The sequence below is a fragment of the Shimazuella sp. NTD250 genome (assembly GCF_059510375.1).
Window position 1 is genome coordinate 86,049 of record NZ_JCAJZS010000005.1, and the last position, 12,733, is coordinate 98,781.

Consider the following 12,733-nt stretch of genomic DNA (forward strand, 5'->3'; position numbering starts at 1 on the left):
GTAGGGAGTATGAATGTTATGTATACTTACGGAAAGTAGACACATAGAACGAGGGAATATGATGGCAAAAGCAGATAACATGCTAGCAATTCTGTGGTTATTGATTTCCAGACATCGAATGACTGCATCTGAGCTCGCTGAACGCCTAGAAACAAGTGTACGTACTATTTATCGTTATATTGATTCTTTATGTGCTAGCGGAGTCCCCATCATTGCAGAATCTGGGCATGAAGGTGGGTATCGATTATTTAACAAGTTTATAGAAACTCCTTTGTTTTTTGATACAGACGAGCGAAAAGCCCTATATTACGCTTCCCTATTCGCCAAACAAGCTGGCTATCCGTATGAAGGCTCACTAGAAAACGCACTTCAAAAAATTAAATATCAAATGAGCGAAGACCAACAAAAAGAATTATCTAATTATACTCGTGGATTTGATGTCGTAACTTCAGCTATCATGAAGATAGATGATCAATTATTGCGTACGATAGAAGAAGCAATTGCGTCTTCCAACAAGCTAACACTCCATTATCAAAAGACAGGATCTAATTCTCTTGAAAATAGACAAATAGACCCTTATGGTATCATCCATTGGAACCGAAAATGGTATTTGGTTGGTTATTGTCACTTACGTGGCGAAAATAGAACCTTTCGATTAGATAGGATAGCAAACTTAGAAATAGAACCATCCACTTTTAACCGTCCAGCAAACTTTGTGGCAGCGGATTTTTTTTTAAGTTGGCTTGCCCCTAAACAAAATCAAGGAAATTTTGTACCATTGACAATTCATGGAAAAAAAGAAGCCATTGCGTACCTGCGCCATCATTGGCAACTGCAATATTATTTCGTCCATCAAACTGAAACAGAAATTCAATTTTTAGTAGAACGAGAAAGTTTGGAAACGTATATTCCTGATTTTTTATTCACCTATGGAACTTCTATAAAAGTAATAGAACCTGTTTCTTTAAAAAAATCATTAGTCGTACTCGCTCAAAAATTAACCAAACACTATCAACAGGATTAGGAGTAATGACATGGATAAACTTCAGCTAGAAACTTGGACCGAAGAGTGTCTTTCCCTGCTCTATCTCCAAAACACACCTAAAATGACAAAACACTTGGGAGGACCAGAAACAGAAGATCAGGTTATCTCTCGACATAATCGGTATTTGAATATGGATGATACTGGAACCTTCTATCGCATCATTTTCGAAAAAGAAACAATTGGTTCAGTTGGCTACTGGGAACATTCATGGAAGGGTCAGATGATTTATGAAATAGGTTGGGCCATACTTCCCGATTTTCAAGGAAAAGGTTTAGCAACACTTACAGTAGTCAAGGCTATCGAAAAAGCAAAACAAGAGAATAAACATAGCTTTATTCACGCTTTTCCCTCCATAAACAATCCAGCATCGAATGCTATATGTCGTAAACTACATTTCACACTTGTAGAGCAATGCGAATTTGAATATCCGATTGGCCAATTTATGCAGGCAAACAATTGGCAACTCCAAATATTGGGTAAATAATTATTGTTATTAGCCTCTTTGCAGAGGCTATACTTCTTATTATCTACGTAAAAACCCACCCTCTGAATGAATAACCTGTCCTGTTATCCAGCCAGCTTCTTCACTTGCTAGAAACGCTATTAGACGTGCTGCATCTTCTGGCTGTCCCAGCCTGCCCATAGGAAATTTTGTAGTGAGTTCCCCCTTTATTTCATCTGTCATCCAACCCGTATCTGTAGGACCAGGGTTGACTGCATTAACCGTAATACCAAGATGAGCTAACTCTGCCGATAAAGTTAAAGTAAAAGCCGTGATAGCACCTTTAGAAGCTACATAAGCCAATTCATTTAACATCGGTCCTTGTGCTTGTCCGGAGGTAAGGTTAATGATTCTGCCCTCCCTGATAGTTGATTTTTCTAATTGTTTCGCAAACTGAACACTAAGTAAACAAACCGCACGAATATTTACTTCATAATGCCGATCTAATGTATCTGCATTTAGCTTTTGATAACCATCTAAACTTGAGTAAGCAGCATTATTAACTAATATAGTAGGTGTTCCTAAGTGAAGGATGACTTGATCCATAATAGTATCAGCTGCCTGTTTATCTCCCAGATTGATTTCGAATGATTTACATCGAACACCTTTGTTTCTAATCTCATCAGTGAACATATTGGGCCAATTTTCATCTGCTTGCCAATAGGTAAAAAAGATATCAACACCATTTTCAGCGAGCCTTCGACAAATAGATGCCCCAATTCCTTTAAAATGACTGACACCTGTAACAATAGCTATATCCATTCCACGCCTCCATGCATAAATTAGTCGTCTAAATCAAACTTGTCTTATATTTAGTTCTATATTACAAAAAGTAAACAGAATAAAAATATAATCACTAAAAATGAAAATAAAAAACAGAGAGTACCATGTACCCTCCGTTAACATTACTTTGCAAAATGCTCTTTATACCATTTTGCAGCAGCAAGTACTTCTGATTGAGTTAACTGGTGTCCAAATGTCTCCCAATGAACACTGACAGAAGCTTTAGCTTCTAGTAATAATTTTTCTAATTCCTCTGTCTCTTGTGGAGCACAGATGGGATCATTCATTCCTGCACCAATGAAAATGTTGGTACCTGATAAATCAGGCAGCTTGAGTCCTCGAAGGGGAACCATAGGATGGTGTAAAATTGCTGCTTTTAAAGCGTTTTGATATTGAAAAAGTATACTAGCAGCGATATTTGCCCCATTAGAGTATCCTAAAGCAACCACATTGCTTCGATCAAAAGAGTATTGCTCTGCTGAAGTGTCAATAAACTCCTTTAGTTCTTTTGTTCGAAACTTCAAGTCTTCTTCATCGAATATTCCTTCAGCTATTCGTTTAAAAAAACGAGGCATACCATTTTCGAGCACATTACCTCGCACACTTAGTACGGAAGAAGTTGGCGAGATGATCTCAGCGAGAGGAAGCAAGTCCCTCTCTGTTCCCCCTGTACCATGTAAAAAGAGAAGTACAGGAGCCTGCTTATTTGAGCCTTCACGATAAATATGTTTCACTGAACATCCTCCTCTACTGTTCTAACTTCAATATCTGGCAAGTTGCTTTCGATTTCATGACGATATTTTTCAAACCAAGCTGGAAGCATCAATTTTTCACCCAAGTGTTCTGTCGTTTCATCGTTTGCAAATCCAGGAGGATCTGTTGCGATCTCAAACAAAATTTCTCCATGCTCACGGAAATAAATCGCATGAAAGTATTGTCTATCAATGATTTTCGTTGGATGATATCCACTATTTTCTACATGTGTTCTCCATAATGTGTGCTCTTCATCCGTTTGAGCTCTCCAAGCAATGTGGTGAACAGTACCAGCACCACCTATCCCAGCATAGGTCACTGATCGATCAATATCGATAATATTGCCAATATCTCCTGTAGCTTGATAACGGACGAATGAGCCTTCTTCGCCAATTCGTTCTAATCCCAGTACACTTTCCAAAGTTTCAGCTGTTTTTTCGGGAGCTTTGCTATAGAGAACGGCTCCTCCAAACCCTTTAATTGCTTTATCTGTTGTTACATTCCCAAATGACCAGTTGCTATTTTCACCACTTTCACGTTCTACTATCTCAAGGAGCAACCCTTCTTTATCTTGAAATTGAAGATATTTTTCTTGAAATCGCTCTACTTCCGTCACTTTTACGTTAAAACTCTCCAATCGCTGTTTCCAAAAATCCAAAGAATTTGGAGGAACTACATAAGTTGTAATACCAACCTGTCCCCCGCCAATCTGTCCTTTTCGTGACCCAGCCCATGGAAAGAAGGTAATAATTGTTCCAGGCTTGCCGTTTTCACTACCGAAATACAAATGATATACCTCAGGAGCATCAAAATTAATAGTTTTCTTCACTAATCTTAATCCCAAAACCCCCGAATAAAAATCTACTGTTCCTTGTGCGTCTTGTACGAATGCGGTGATATGGTGAATTCCTGCTGTTGGTTGTCTCATGTTAAACACTTCTCTCTTTTTATTTTTAGGATATCCAAAAGAAATCTCAAATATTTCATGTTTAAAAATCTTAAATTAAAGATATTAGACAATAAAAATATCCTAGTACTAATAATGCTCCTGTGCATATAAACCTAACTTTTTTAATAACTGACTTACAGTCTTTTGTTCTTCCTCTGTGAGTCCTTTTACTGCATTTTTAATCACTTCTGTATGATGAGGGAAAACTTCTTCGATAAATTTTGTTCCGTTATCAGTGATTTCTGCATAAATAAGACGACGGTCACTAGATGAAGACTTTCGACAAACTAAATTTTTCTTTTCTAACTTATCGACTACATAGGTGATATTTCCACTGCTCATTAACACTTTCGTACCAATTCTTTGCAAGGGTTGTGGACCTTTATGATACAATAATTCCAAAACTCCAAATTCAGTGCGGTTTAATCCTAACCTTTTAATATCCCGGTCAGCATGAGCATTTACCCACTGTTGAGCACGAGATAAAGCAATGTATAGGTTTAATGCGTTGTTTTTGGTTGTATCCATCAGAGTCACTCCCTTTCCTTACGACTTTGTTTATTTATCTTAAATTTAAGATATAACAATTGAGATTAATTGTCAAGCACTAAATTTCACTAAAATAAAAAGTTTCATCGTTGATATAGTATAACATAAACAAATAACACAATATATGTAATAACTGCGCTGACCATTTACACTAACATTTAACGATCTCAGATTGCCCTCTGGTTGTGTAAATATCTCAAGAATTCCACAAAAAATACAATCAAGATTTCATTCAAAATGGAAACCTTGATTGTATTTAGCTCAGCAACTGGTTCCTGCAATTTCTTGGCCTAGAATTTGTTCAATTTGATTATTCTCATTAAGAATTGCAACTTTTGGATGGTGTTTTCTCGCTTCTTCTTCACTCAACATAGCATAACCGATAATAATGACATTATCTCCAGGGTGAACGAGTCTAGCAGCTGCACCATTGAGACAAATAACGCCACTGCCTCTTTTCCCTTTAATCACATAAGTTTCAAATCGAGAACCATTATTGTTATTTACAATTTGAACTTTTTCATTAGGCAGCAAGTCCACTGCATCCATTAAGTCTTCATCTATGGTCACACTGCCTACATAGTGAAGATTAGCTTCTGTTACGGTGGCTCGATGCAATTTGGATTTCATCATCGTTCGAAACATGACTTTCACCTTCTGCTGAGAATAAAATATTGTCAATGAGTCTAGTTTTGCCAAAATAAATGGAAAGGGCTACTATAATTTGTTTGTCATACAAACTAGTTGGTATTTGTAAATTCGGATGTTCCAATGTCTCTATGTATTGTAGTTTTGCTAATGATTTCGTAGATATTCTACCTCTTACATATTGATTTATTTCATCTGGTGTATTCCATTTTCTTGATATTAATCCATCACGAACTTCAATTAGTGTTTGAGAAAGAATAGAAGCTTGCTCTCTTTCCTCTTCAGACAAATAAACGTTTCGCGAGCTTAATGCCAAACCATCTTCTTCTCTCACTGTCTCGCAAGGTACAACTGTTACCTGAAATGACAAATCTTTGACCATTTGTGTAATAATCGCCAGTTGTTGTGCATCTTTTTGACCAAAATAAGCACGATCTGGGTTTATTTGATTAAACAATTTAGCTACAACAGTTGTCACTCCATCAAAATGGCTCTCACGATATTTACCACACAATACATTGGAAATTTTATCCGAAACTTTTGTCGTGATCAGCGGTTCACTTGGATACATCTCTTTGACATTAGGATGATACAAAACATTTACACCAGCTTGACGAGCTAACTCAAAATCGCGCTCTAAATCTCTTGGATATCTATCTAAATCTTCGTTTGGACCGAATTGCAGCGGATTTACAAATATGGACATCACAATAAAGTCACATTCTTTTTTTGCTTTTTTAACTAAACTCAAATGCCCCTCATGCAGATATCCCATTGTTGGAACAAAGCCAATGATACTATTTCGGTGCATTCGTAAGGCATCATTTAATTCTTCTACTGTTTCAACTAGTTCCATCCACTCTTCCCCCGTATAAAGCTAATTTTACTTCTTCATTTAAATGGATAACGTGTTCTTCACTAGGAAATGTTTGGCCCTTTACTTCTTTTACATACTGATTCAACCCTGTTTGCATAGACTTACCCACAGAAGCAAACCGTTTTACAAATGACGGTGCCCAATCTCCTCCAATGCCTAAGAGATCATGTACCACTAACACTTGACCATCTGTATATCTCCCTGCCCCAATTCCGATAACTGGAATAGACAACATATGACTAATCTCTTCTGCAATTTCCTCAGGAACACACTCCAATACCAAAGCAAAAGCTCCTGCCGCTTCTACTGCTTTTGCATCTAATCTCAACTGTTTAATTGCAGGCTCTTCTCTTCCTTGTATGACATATCCACCTAGTTGATTTACCGATTGAGGAGTAAGCCCAAGATGTCCCATTACAGGTACACCTGCTTCCGTTAACACTTCAATCTTACCTATAACAGGCTGTCCTCCCTCCAGTTTCACACCATAAGCGAAACCTTCTTGCATCAGTTTACCAGCCGCTTTTAATACATCATCATTAGAAAGATGACCAGTAAGAAAAGGAAGATCTGTAATTACCATCGATTGTTTTGCTGCTCGTGTAACTGCTTTGGTATGATGCAACATGTCTTCTAATGTTACTGGAATAGTAGAATCATAACCAAGCACTACCATTCCAAGAGAATCTCCAACTAAAAGTATCTCCGCCCCTGCTTCTTCCGCAATCTTTGCAGTTGGAAAATCATAAGCAGTTACCATAGCTATTTTTTCACCTTGTAACTTCTTCTTATCTAACGTTCTTCTTGTTACACCCATCCGAAAAACCCTCCTAAGGCAATATGCGAACCTATGGGAAATAAAAAAAGCTCTTCCCTTTAAGGCGAGAGCTGGCTGGTGCAAGTAGCCGATACATACGGAACCTGTGTAGTAAAAACAGATTAAACCAGTAATGCATGTTTTGTGTATCGCTCCATTATTGGATGCAATCACCTGCTCTATGCTTAGAGTAGCCAAAATAGCATAAAAAAACAATAGGAAATTATTATTTAATTGGTTGAAATTATCATTTTTATAAATAAAAGTAATACCATCTCCTTTAGAAAGATGATAACACTTCTAAAAATAGATCTATATCTTCTATCATTGTAATCTTGCGACCACGAGGAGAGAAATCCTCGTGGTCGTGTGGCGATCAGGAACAGACAGGACACACTTCCCCATTCACATCATCGATCTCACGCCTCAAGTCGACATGATACGCCAATCCAGTGAAACTAAGCCATGCATTGGCCTGCTTGGCAAAGATTTGATCTGGATAGTGCGGAGGTGCCGTCCTACGAGAGCTCACTCGATAACCAGAGATGGAAGTGAAAACCTCTCTCACACAGTACTGGTTTTCTTCGCGATCTTTACCGTAGATGTGAAATCGTTTCCTGTGGAAAAAACACCCTTCCTCACCAGAAATAGCACATCGTGAGTAGACCTCAGTGAATCCAAGGAAGTATCGCAACGCTTCCGCCGGATTCTGGTAAGAACCCTTCTGCATCGGTTTTAAAGATGTGATCCTGTATTCGTGCTCAGGAGAGAAGATTTCCATAAGGCAGATCTTCTCTCCATTACTGTCTTCGCCACAAATGTGAAGTCGCTGTTTATGCTGCTTCATCAGAGTACCTCATCTTTCGATCAGCGGACTCTATCTTTTATATTATCAAAGAACTAATTTTATATTCAATTCAAATCATATATTCCCATTATATTGAAAAAGAGCACACTTTCGTTGTGTACTCGTTCATTTTTATCTACTTATCAATATCAGCAGAATATATCTTAATTAATTCTTCTCCAGATCTCACTAGGAGGGACCCATCCGAACTCAAACTTTCTGCTACTCCCACTACTTCTTTTTGAGGGGTTCTAGCTGTTATTTTTTTCCCGATTAAGTTTGATAAAGACTCCCACTTATTACGGATCGGTTCAAATCCTTTTTCTAAATAAAGATGATAATAATACTCTAACTCTTTCATCACTTCTGCAATGAGACTTGCCCTCGAAAAAATATGATTTCCTTCAACAGCCAAAGAAGTCGCTACTTCTCTTAACTCGGATGGAAAATGTTCTGCTTGTTGATTTACATTTATTCCCATTCCCAGAACGACATAATCAATTTTATCTTGATCCCCACGCAACTCTGTTAAAATGCCACAAACCTTTTTCCCATGTAAAAGGAGATCATTTGGCCATTTAATTTGGATCGGTAGATTGGTTTGATTCATAATTGCCCTACTTACACCAACAGATGCCAATAGAGTAAGATGAGAAGCCTGTTGAATCGGAATAGATGGACGGAGAACAAGACTCATCCAAACACCTGTCTTTGGTGGAGAATACCAAACACGGCCAAGTCTTCCTTTACCTTCTTTCTGCTCATCAGCAATGACGAGTGAACCTTCCAGTGCCCCAGCTCTAGCCCACTGATGAGCTAAGATTTGCGTTGATTTTGCTACTGGTTCATATCTTATTTGTTGTCCGAAAGCCAAAGTTTGTAATTCATTTTGAATCTCTTCTGCTGCTACCCGATCTGGTCGATAGATTAACTGATAGCCTTTTCTTGGTTTAGCATCTATCTGATATCCTTCATTTCTTAATTCTTCAATGTGCTTCCAGATCGCAGCCCTGCTAACTCCAACTCGTTTACTAATCTCTTCTCCAGACAAGAATGTAGTACTATCTTTCAGCAGGACGGATAAGATTTTATGACGTAATTCCTGCCCCATATTTTCCGCCTTCCTTTTCTAAAACCTGTTTCTGATTTTGAATATAACCAAATGCTACTTGATGAAATAAATACTGTAAAGTCTCTCTTATCCAAGGACCAGGAGTTCGTTCTGTAACTCGTAATAAATCATTTCCGTTAATAGCTAATTCGGAAAATTGATGGACAGGCATTTCCATCCACCATTTTTCCAACGGCAGAGATGATTTTCTCTTTGAAATAATTTGCCATAATTTTTCTGCTAATTGTACCCTTTTAAAGTAATGCTTTAATAATAGAAGTTTTCCTTCTTCCACTTTTATATACGGGTTCCATGATGCAATCAGGTTAATTGTGTTGAATATTGCTTTTTTCTCTGAATTGGAGAATTTGAATTTCGGCAAAATATCGATTATGTTTGTTTTGCAAACCTGTCTGCAATCTTTATTCTCGCGAAAAACAAGATAAAAAAAGTAAACCCATTTTTCCAAATTGGATTCAAATCTATCGAGATTTTTCCATTCTATCTGCTGAATATCTGGCAATATCGATGTGTCACAAAATGGTGGCAATTCGCCCAACAAACCTGTTTCCAATAAAGGGATTAAACTTTTAGATGGGTGATTTGTTTTCCAGATTTTCGTAAACTCTGCTACAATTCTTTCTACTGCTAAGTGATTTGCAAAACGTCTGCCAGTTTTTATGGCTACTTTTGTTGATTCTTCAATTTGAAAAGAAAGTTGTGCTGCAAAACGACATGCCCTCATCATTCGAAGCGCATCTTCCTCAAACCTCTCTGTTGCTTTTCCAACTGTTCGAATTAATCCCGTTTTCAAATCTTTACGACCATTAACATAATCGATCACATTTCCATCTCGATCCATCGCCAGCGCATTGATGGTAAAATCCCTTCGCATCAAGTCATCCTTCAGATTAGAAACGAACTTCACATCCTCTGGCCTGCGGTGATCTTCGTATATTCCATCTACTCGAAAAGTGGTAACCTCTACAACTGTTTTATTTTGTATCACACTTACTGTACCGTGTTGTAACCCTGTAGGAATAGTCCGTGGGAATATTTTTTGTACTTCCCTTGGAAGGGCATTAGTTGTGACATCATAGTCTGCTGGTTCTCTATTAAGCAAAGTATCACGCACACATCCTCCCACCAAATATGCTTCATACCCAGCTTTTTCTAAGGCTTCTAATACTTTTTGGGCAGCTATAAACTGCTCACTCATTTATTCTACTCCTAACACACGCTTGTATAGTGCTTCATATTGATCTACGATCCGATCTGCACGAAACTCTTGGTCTACTCGATGAAGACCATTTTGCACAAATAGCTTATGTTTGGACTCATCCTGTAAAAGATGAATAGCTTGTTTTGCCATATCATCTACATCTCCTAGTTCAGAAAGAAATCCTGTTTCTCCATGCACTACTACTTCCGGAATTCCACCAATACGTGCTCCTACAGTAGGCACGCCACAAGCCATTGCTTCCAACGCAACCAATCCAAAGCTTTCTTTTGCAGATGGTAATAGAAGTAAATCTGCTATAGACATAAACTGTGAAACATCATCTTGTCTTCCAAGAAAATTCACTTTATCTGTTAAATCGAGTGATTGCACTAACTGATGAATAGCCGACCATTCAGGACCTTGCCCAACAAGTAATAATCTTGCCGGCATTGCTTTTTGGATTTGATCAAACACACGTATGACATCTTGAGGTCGCTTTACAGCCCGGAAATTAGAAATATGAATGATTAATTTTTCATCAGGGCAAACATAATTATCTCGCAAGTATTGAACGTTTCGAGGATGATATATTCGTTGATCCACAAAGTTATAAATTCGTTCTATCTTTTGTTCAGCAGAAAATAGGTCTCTTGTTTGTTGTTTTAAACTTTCGGAGACAGCTGTGACAGCATCACTTTGTTTCATGCCAAAACAGATAATGTTGTGTAGTGTTGGATCTTCCCCCAGTACCGTAATATCCGTTCCGTGCAAAGTAGTGACTATCTTTAATTTTTCTCCAACCATTTGTTTAGCTAAGAAAGCAGACACCGAATGCGGAACAGCATAATGCACATGCAACAGATCCAACTCATATAATTTGGCTACTTGAGCCATTCGACTAGCCAAAGTTAAATCATATGGGGGATATTTAAATAACGAATATCGGCTTACCTCCACCTCATGGTAAAAAATATTTTGTTGAAAGCCTCCTAATCGAAAAGGCATATCGTACGTAATAAAATGAATATCATGGCCACGTTCTGCTAATAATTTTCCAAGTTCTGTCGCAATAACACCAGAGCCACCGTGGGTGGGATAGCAAGTAAAACCAATTTTCATGACGGATTCCCCTTATAAAAGGTAACTTAATGAAATAGGGCGTGCACTGACCAAGGCTTCACCATACATCACGCCGATTTGTTGTCCCCATAACCGATCTCGTCCTTCGATCATTCCAAAAAAGTTTGGTGTATTTAAAGGTGTTTTAGCATTGTTTCCCTGTTGTCCAAATTGGCTTTTATATGCTTGAAAAGCTGCAATTTTTTGTTGGTACACAGAACCAATGTCTACAATGACATCCGCATCACCGAGGTCATTGATGAAATAGTGATACACTTTTGTCACACGATGTATTTCTTCATCCCCAGGAGTAATAATTTTTTTAATAGCCGCATCAAAGATAGCTTCTTTTACTAATTGATTACATGCTACATGATCAGGATGGCGATCTTTAAAATAAGGTGAAAAGATTATTTTAGGTTGAAGCTGGCGTATAATCTGAGTTATCTTTAAAATCTGTTCTTTTGACCCAGTGAGACCTCTATCAGGGAAACCTAAACAATACCTTGCTGTCAAGCCAAGTGCATGCGCCGCTTTTTCTGCTTCCATTTGGCGATTCTCCACTGTACCATTGGAAGACAGATCTGCATAAGTAAGATCGCAGATTGCAGTTTTAAATCCTGCCCTTGCATGTTTTGCTAGAATTCCACCTGCGCCCAATTCCACATCATCAGGATGTGCTCCAAATGCTAATATATCAATTTTATTCATAATACTACCCCTATACTTCTAAAATATTTTCTAAACCATATATCAGTTCATTTAATTTTAATACTCTCTCTACAGCTAATTGTACCCCGGGCATAAAAGACTCACGATTCAAAGAATCATGACGAATTGTCAATAACTGCCCTGTTCCTCCAAATAATACTTCTTGGTGTGCAACCAATCCCGGTAAACGAACACTATGGATGCGAAATCCATGATACTCTGCTCCCCTCGCTCCTTGCCACATCTCCGTTTCGCTTGGATGACCTTGTTTTAATTGCTTTCGACTCTCCGTAATCAATTCAGCCGTTTTAAGTGCTGTCCCGGATGGTGCATCCAATTTACGATCATGATGAGATTCGATGATCTCTACATGAGGCAGATATTTTGCTGCTTGAGCAGCAAATTTCATCATGAGAATAGCACCTATGGCGAAGTTTGGCGCGATTATTCCACCCAACTTATTTTGTTTGAACTCTACCGTTAATGCATTAAGTTCATCCCCCGTAAGACCTGTAGTTCCTACTACAGGTCTTACCTGATAAGCACAACAAATTTGTAAATGTTTCATAATCGTTTCTGGGCTAGTAAAATCAACTACCACATCTACTTTAGTAGCTTCGATTCCTTCTTTTAAAGTCGCATAATACTTTGCATCTGAGGTTATTTCTTGTTCAGCGTATGTACGTGAAACAGCCCCAACTAACTGAAAATGTTCGGTTTGTTCAATCAGTTTAACAACCTCTTGACCCATTTTCCCTGAAGCGCCTGCCACGATGATGCGAATCGTCATGATGTATATC

General features: G+C 38.1%; 15 protein-coding genes. 2 read left to right on the forward strand and 13 right to left on the reverse strand.

All coding sequences use genetic code 11. The features are described 5' to 3' along the window. The first annotated feature begins 61 nt into the window (after nucleotides 1-61). Nucleotides 62-1,024 carry a helix-turn-helix transcriptional regulator gene (locus tag AC5WOF_RS13790; protein WP_496050523.1) on the forward strand — a complete coding sequence of 321 codons (963 nt, stop codon included), beginning with the start codon at nucleotides 62-64 and terminating at the stop codon, nucleotides 1,022-1,024. Between the two features lie 10 nt (nucleotides 1,025-1,034). Beyond that, on the forward strand, nucleotides 1,035-1,529 hold the full coding sequence (locus AC5WOF_RS13795) for a GNAT family N-acetyltransferase (RefSeq protein ID WP_496050524.1): 495 nt from the start codon (nucleotides 1,035-1,037) through the stop codon (nucleotides 1,527-1,529). A gap of 39 nt (nucleotides 1,530-1,568) precedes the next feature. On the opposite strand, the gene AC5WOF_RS13800 is transcribed toward AC5WOF_RS13795, so the two are convergent. From AC5WOF_RS13800 to dapB, 13 genes are all read right to left on the reverse strand, one after another. Continuing rightward, nucleotides 1,569-2,309, reverse strand: a complete 741-nt coding sequence (locus AC5WOF_RS13800; RefSeq protein ID WP_496050525.1) for an SDR family oxidoreductase — start codon at nucleotides 2,307-2,309, stop codon at nucleotides 1,569-1,571. Between the two features lie 143 nt (nucleotides 2,310-2,452). Continuing rightward, a complete protein-coding gene (locus AC5WOF_RS13805) occupies nucleotides 2,453-3,064 on the reverse strand; it encodes an alpha/beta hydrolase (protein ID WP_496050526.1) in 612 nt (203 codons plus the stop codon). Next, entirely contained in the window at nucleotides 3,061-4,011 is a 951-nt protein-coding gene (locus tag AC5WOF_RS13810) for a ring-cleaving dioxygenase (RefSeq protein ID WP_496050527.1), read from the reverse strand. Before AC5WOF_RS13810 ends, AC5WOF_RS13805 begins: the two co-directional genes overlap by 4 nt. Before the next feature lie 108 nt (nucleotides 4,012-4,119). Beyond that, nucleotides 4,120-4,560, reverse strand: coding sequence for a MarR family winged helix-turn-helix transcriptional regulator (locus AC5WOF_RS13815; protein ID WP_496050528.1), 441 nt, complete (start codon nucleotides 4,558-4,560; stop codon nucleotides 4,120-4,122). A 282-nt stretch (nucleotides 4,561-4,842) separates the two neighbouring features. After that, entirely contained in the window at nucleotides 4,843-5,226 is a 384-nt protein-coding gene (panD, locus tag AC5WOF_RS13820) for an aspartate 1-decarboxylase (RefSeq protein ID WP_496050529.1), read from the reverse strand. Continuing rightward, a complete protein-coding gene (gene panC, locus AC5WOF_RS13825; protein WP_496050530.1) occupies nucleotides 5,171-6,085 on the reverse strand; it encodes a pantoate--beta-alanine ligase in 915 nt (304 codons plus the stop codon). Before panC ends, panD begins: the two co-directional genes overlap by 56 nt. Continuing rightward, nucleotides 6,072-6,923 carry a 3-methyl-2-oxobutanoate hydroxymethyltransferase gene (panB, locus tag AC5WOF_RS13830; protein WP_496050531.1) on the reverse strand — a complete coding sequence of 284 codons (852 nt, stop codon included), beginning with the start codon at nucleotides 6,921-6,923 and terminating at the stop codon, nucleotides 6,072-6,074. Before panB ends, panC begins: the two co-directional genes overlap by 14 nt. A gap of 376 nt (nucleotides 6,924-7,299) precedes the next feature. Further along, nucleotides 7,300-7,770, reverse strand: coding sequence for a hypothetical protein (locus tag AC5WOF_RS13835; RefSeq protein WP_496050532.1), 471 nt, complete (start codon nucleotides 7,768-7,770; stop codon nucleotides 7,300-7,302). Nucleotides 7,771-7,906: 136 nt separating this feature from the next. Beyond that, nucleotides 7,907-8,881 (reverse strand): biotin--[acetyl-CoA-carboxylase] ligase, encoded by a 975-nt coding sequence (locus tag AC5WOF_RS13840; RefSeq protein WP_496050533.1) that lies wholly within the window; start codon nucleotides 8,879-8,881, stop codon nucleotides 7,907-7,909. After that, entirely contained in the window at nucleotides 8,859-10,100 is a 1,242-nt protein-coding gene (locus AC5WOF_RS13845) for a CCA tRNA nucleotidyltransferase (RefSeq protein ID WP_496050534.1), read from the reverse strand. The genes AC5WOF_RS13840 and AC5WOF_RS13845 overlap by 23 nt, the downstream gene beginning before the upstream one ends. Continuing rightward, complete coding sequence (gene bshA / locus AC5WOF_RS13850; protein ID WP_496050535.1) at nucleotides 10,101-11,222, reverse strand: N-acetyl-alpha-D-glucosaminyl L-malate synthase BshA; 1,122 nt, start codon at nucleotides 11,220-11,222, stop codon at nucleotides 10,101-10,103. A 12-nt stretch (nucleotides 11,223-11,234) separates the two neighbouring features. After that, on the reverse strand, nucleotides 11,235-11,933 hold the full coding sequence (gene bshB1 / locus AC5WOF_RS13855) for a bacillithiol biosynthesis deacetylase BshB1 (protein WP_496050536.1): 699 nt from the start codon (nucleotides 11,931-11,933) through the stop codon (nucleotides 11,235-11,237). Nucleotides 11,934-11,943: 10 nt separating this feature from the next. After that, complete coding sequence (gene dapB, locus AC5WOF_RS13860) at nucleotides 11,944-12,723, reverse strand: 4-hydroxy-tetrahydrodipicolinate reductase (RefSeq protein WP_496050537.1); 780 nt, start codon at nucleotides 12,721-12,723, stop codon at nucleotides 11,944-11,946. Nucleotides 12,724-12,733: the final 10 nt, after the last annotated feature.

Excerpts from the sequence above, each read along its gene's own strand:
- AC5WOF_RS13790 (WP_496050523.1), top strand. The coding sequence starts at position 62 with ATGGCAAAAGCAGATAACATGCTAGCAATTCTGTGGTTATTGATTTCC.
- AC5WOF_RS13795 (WP_496050524.1), top strand. The coding sequence starts at position 1,035 with ATGGATAAACTTCAGCTAGAAACTTGGACCGAAGAGTGTCTTTCCCTG.
- AC5WOF_RS13800 (WP_496050525.1), bottom strand. The coding sequence starts at position 2,309 with ATGGATATAGCTATTGTTACAGGTGTCAGTCATTTTAAAGGAATTGGG.
- AC5WOF_RS13810 (WP_496050527.1), bottom strand. The coding sequence starts at position 4,011 with ATGAGACAACCAACAGCAGGAATTCACCATATCACCGCATTCGTACAA.
- AC5WOF_RS13815 (WP_496050528.1), bottom strand. The coding sequence starts at position 4,560 with ATGGATACAACCAAAAACAACGCATTAAACCTATACATTGCTTTATCT.
- panD (WP_496050529.1), bottom strand. The coding sequence starts at position 5,226 with ATGTTTCGAACGATGATGAAATCCAAATTGCATCGAGCCACCGTAACA.
- panC (WP_496050530.1), bottom strand. The coding sequence starts at position 6,085 with ATGGAACTAGTTGAAACAGTAGAAGAATTAAATGATGCCTTACGAATG.
- panB (WP_496050531.1), bottom strand. The coding sequence starts at position 6,923 with ATGGGTGTAACAAGAAGAACGTTAGATAAGAAGAAGTTACAAGGTGAA.
- AC5WOF_RS13835 (WP_496050532.1), bottom strand. The coding sequence starts at position 7,770 with ATGAAGCAGCATAAACAGCGACTTCACATTTGTGGCGAAGACAGTAAT.
- AC5WOF_RS13840 (WP_496050533.1), bottom strand. The coding sequence starts at position 8,881 with ATGGGGCAGGAATTACGTCATAAAATCTTATCCGTCCTGCTGAAAGAT.
- AC5WOF_RS13845 (WP_496050534.1), bottom strand. The coding sequence starts at position 10,100 with ATGAGTGAGCAGTTTATAGCTGCCCAAAAAGTATTAGAAGCCTTAGAA.
- bshA (WP_496050535.1), bottom strand. The coding sequence starts at position 11,222 with ATGAAAATTGGTTTTACTTGCTATCCCACCCACGGTGGCTCTGGTGTT.
- bshB1 (WP_496050536.1), bottom strand. The coding sequence starts at position 11,933 with ATGAATAAAATTGATATATTAGCATTTGGAGCACATCCTGATGATGTG.
- dapB (WP_496050537.1), bottom strand. The coding sequence starts at position 12,723 with ATGACGATTCGCATCATCGTGGCAGGCGCTTCAGGGAAAATGGGTCAA.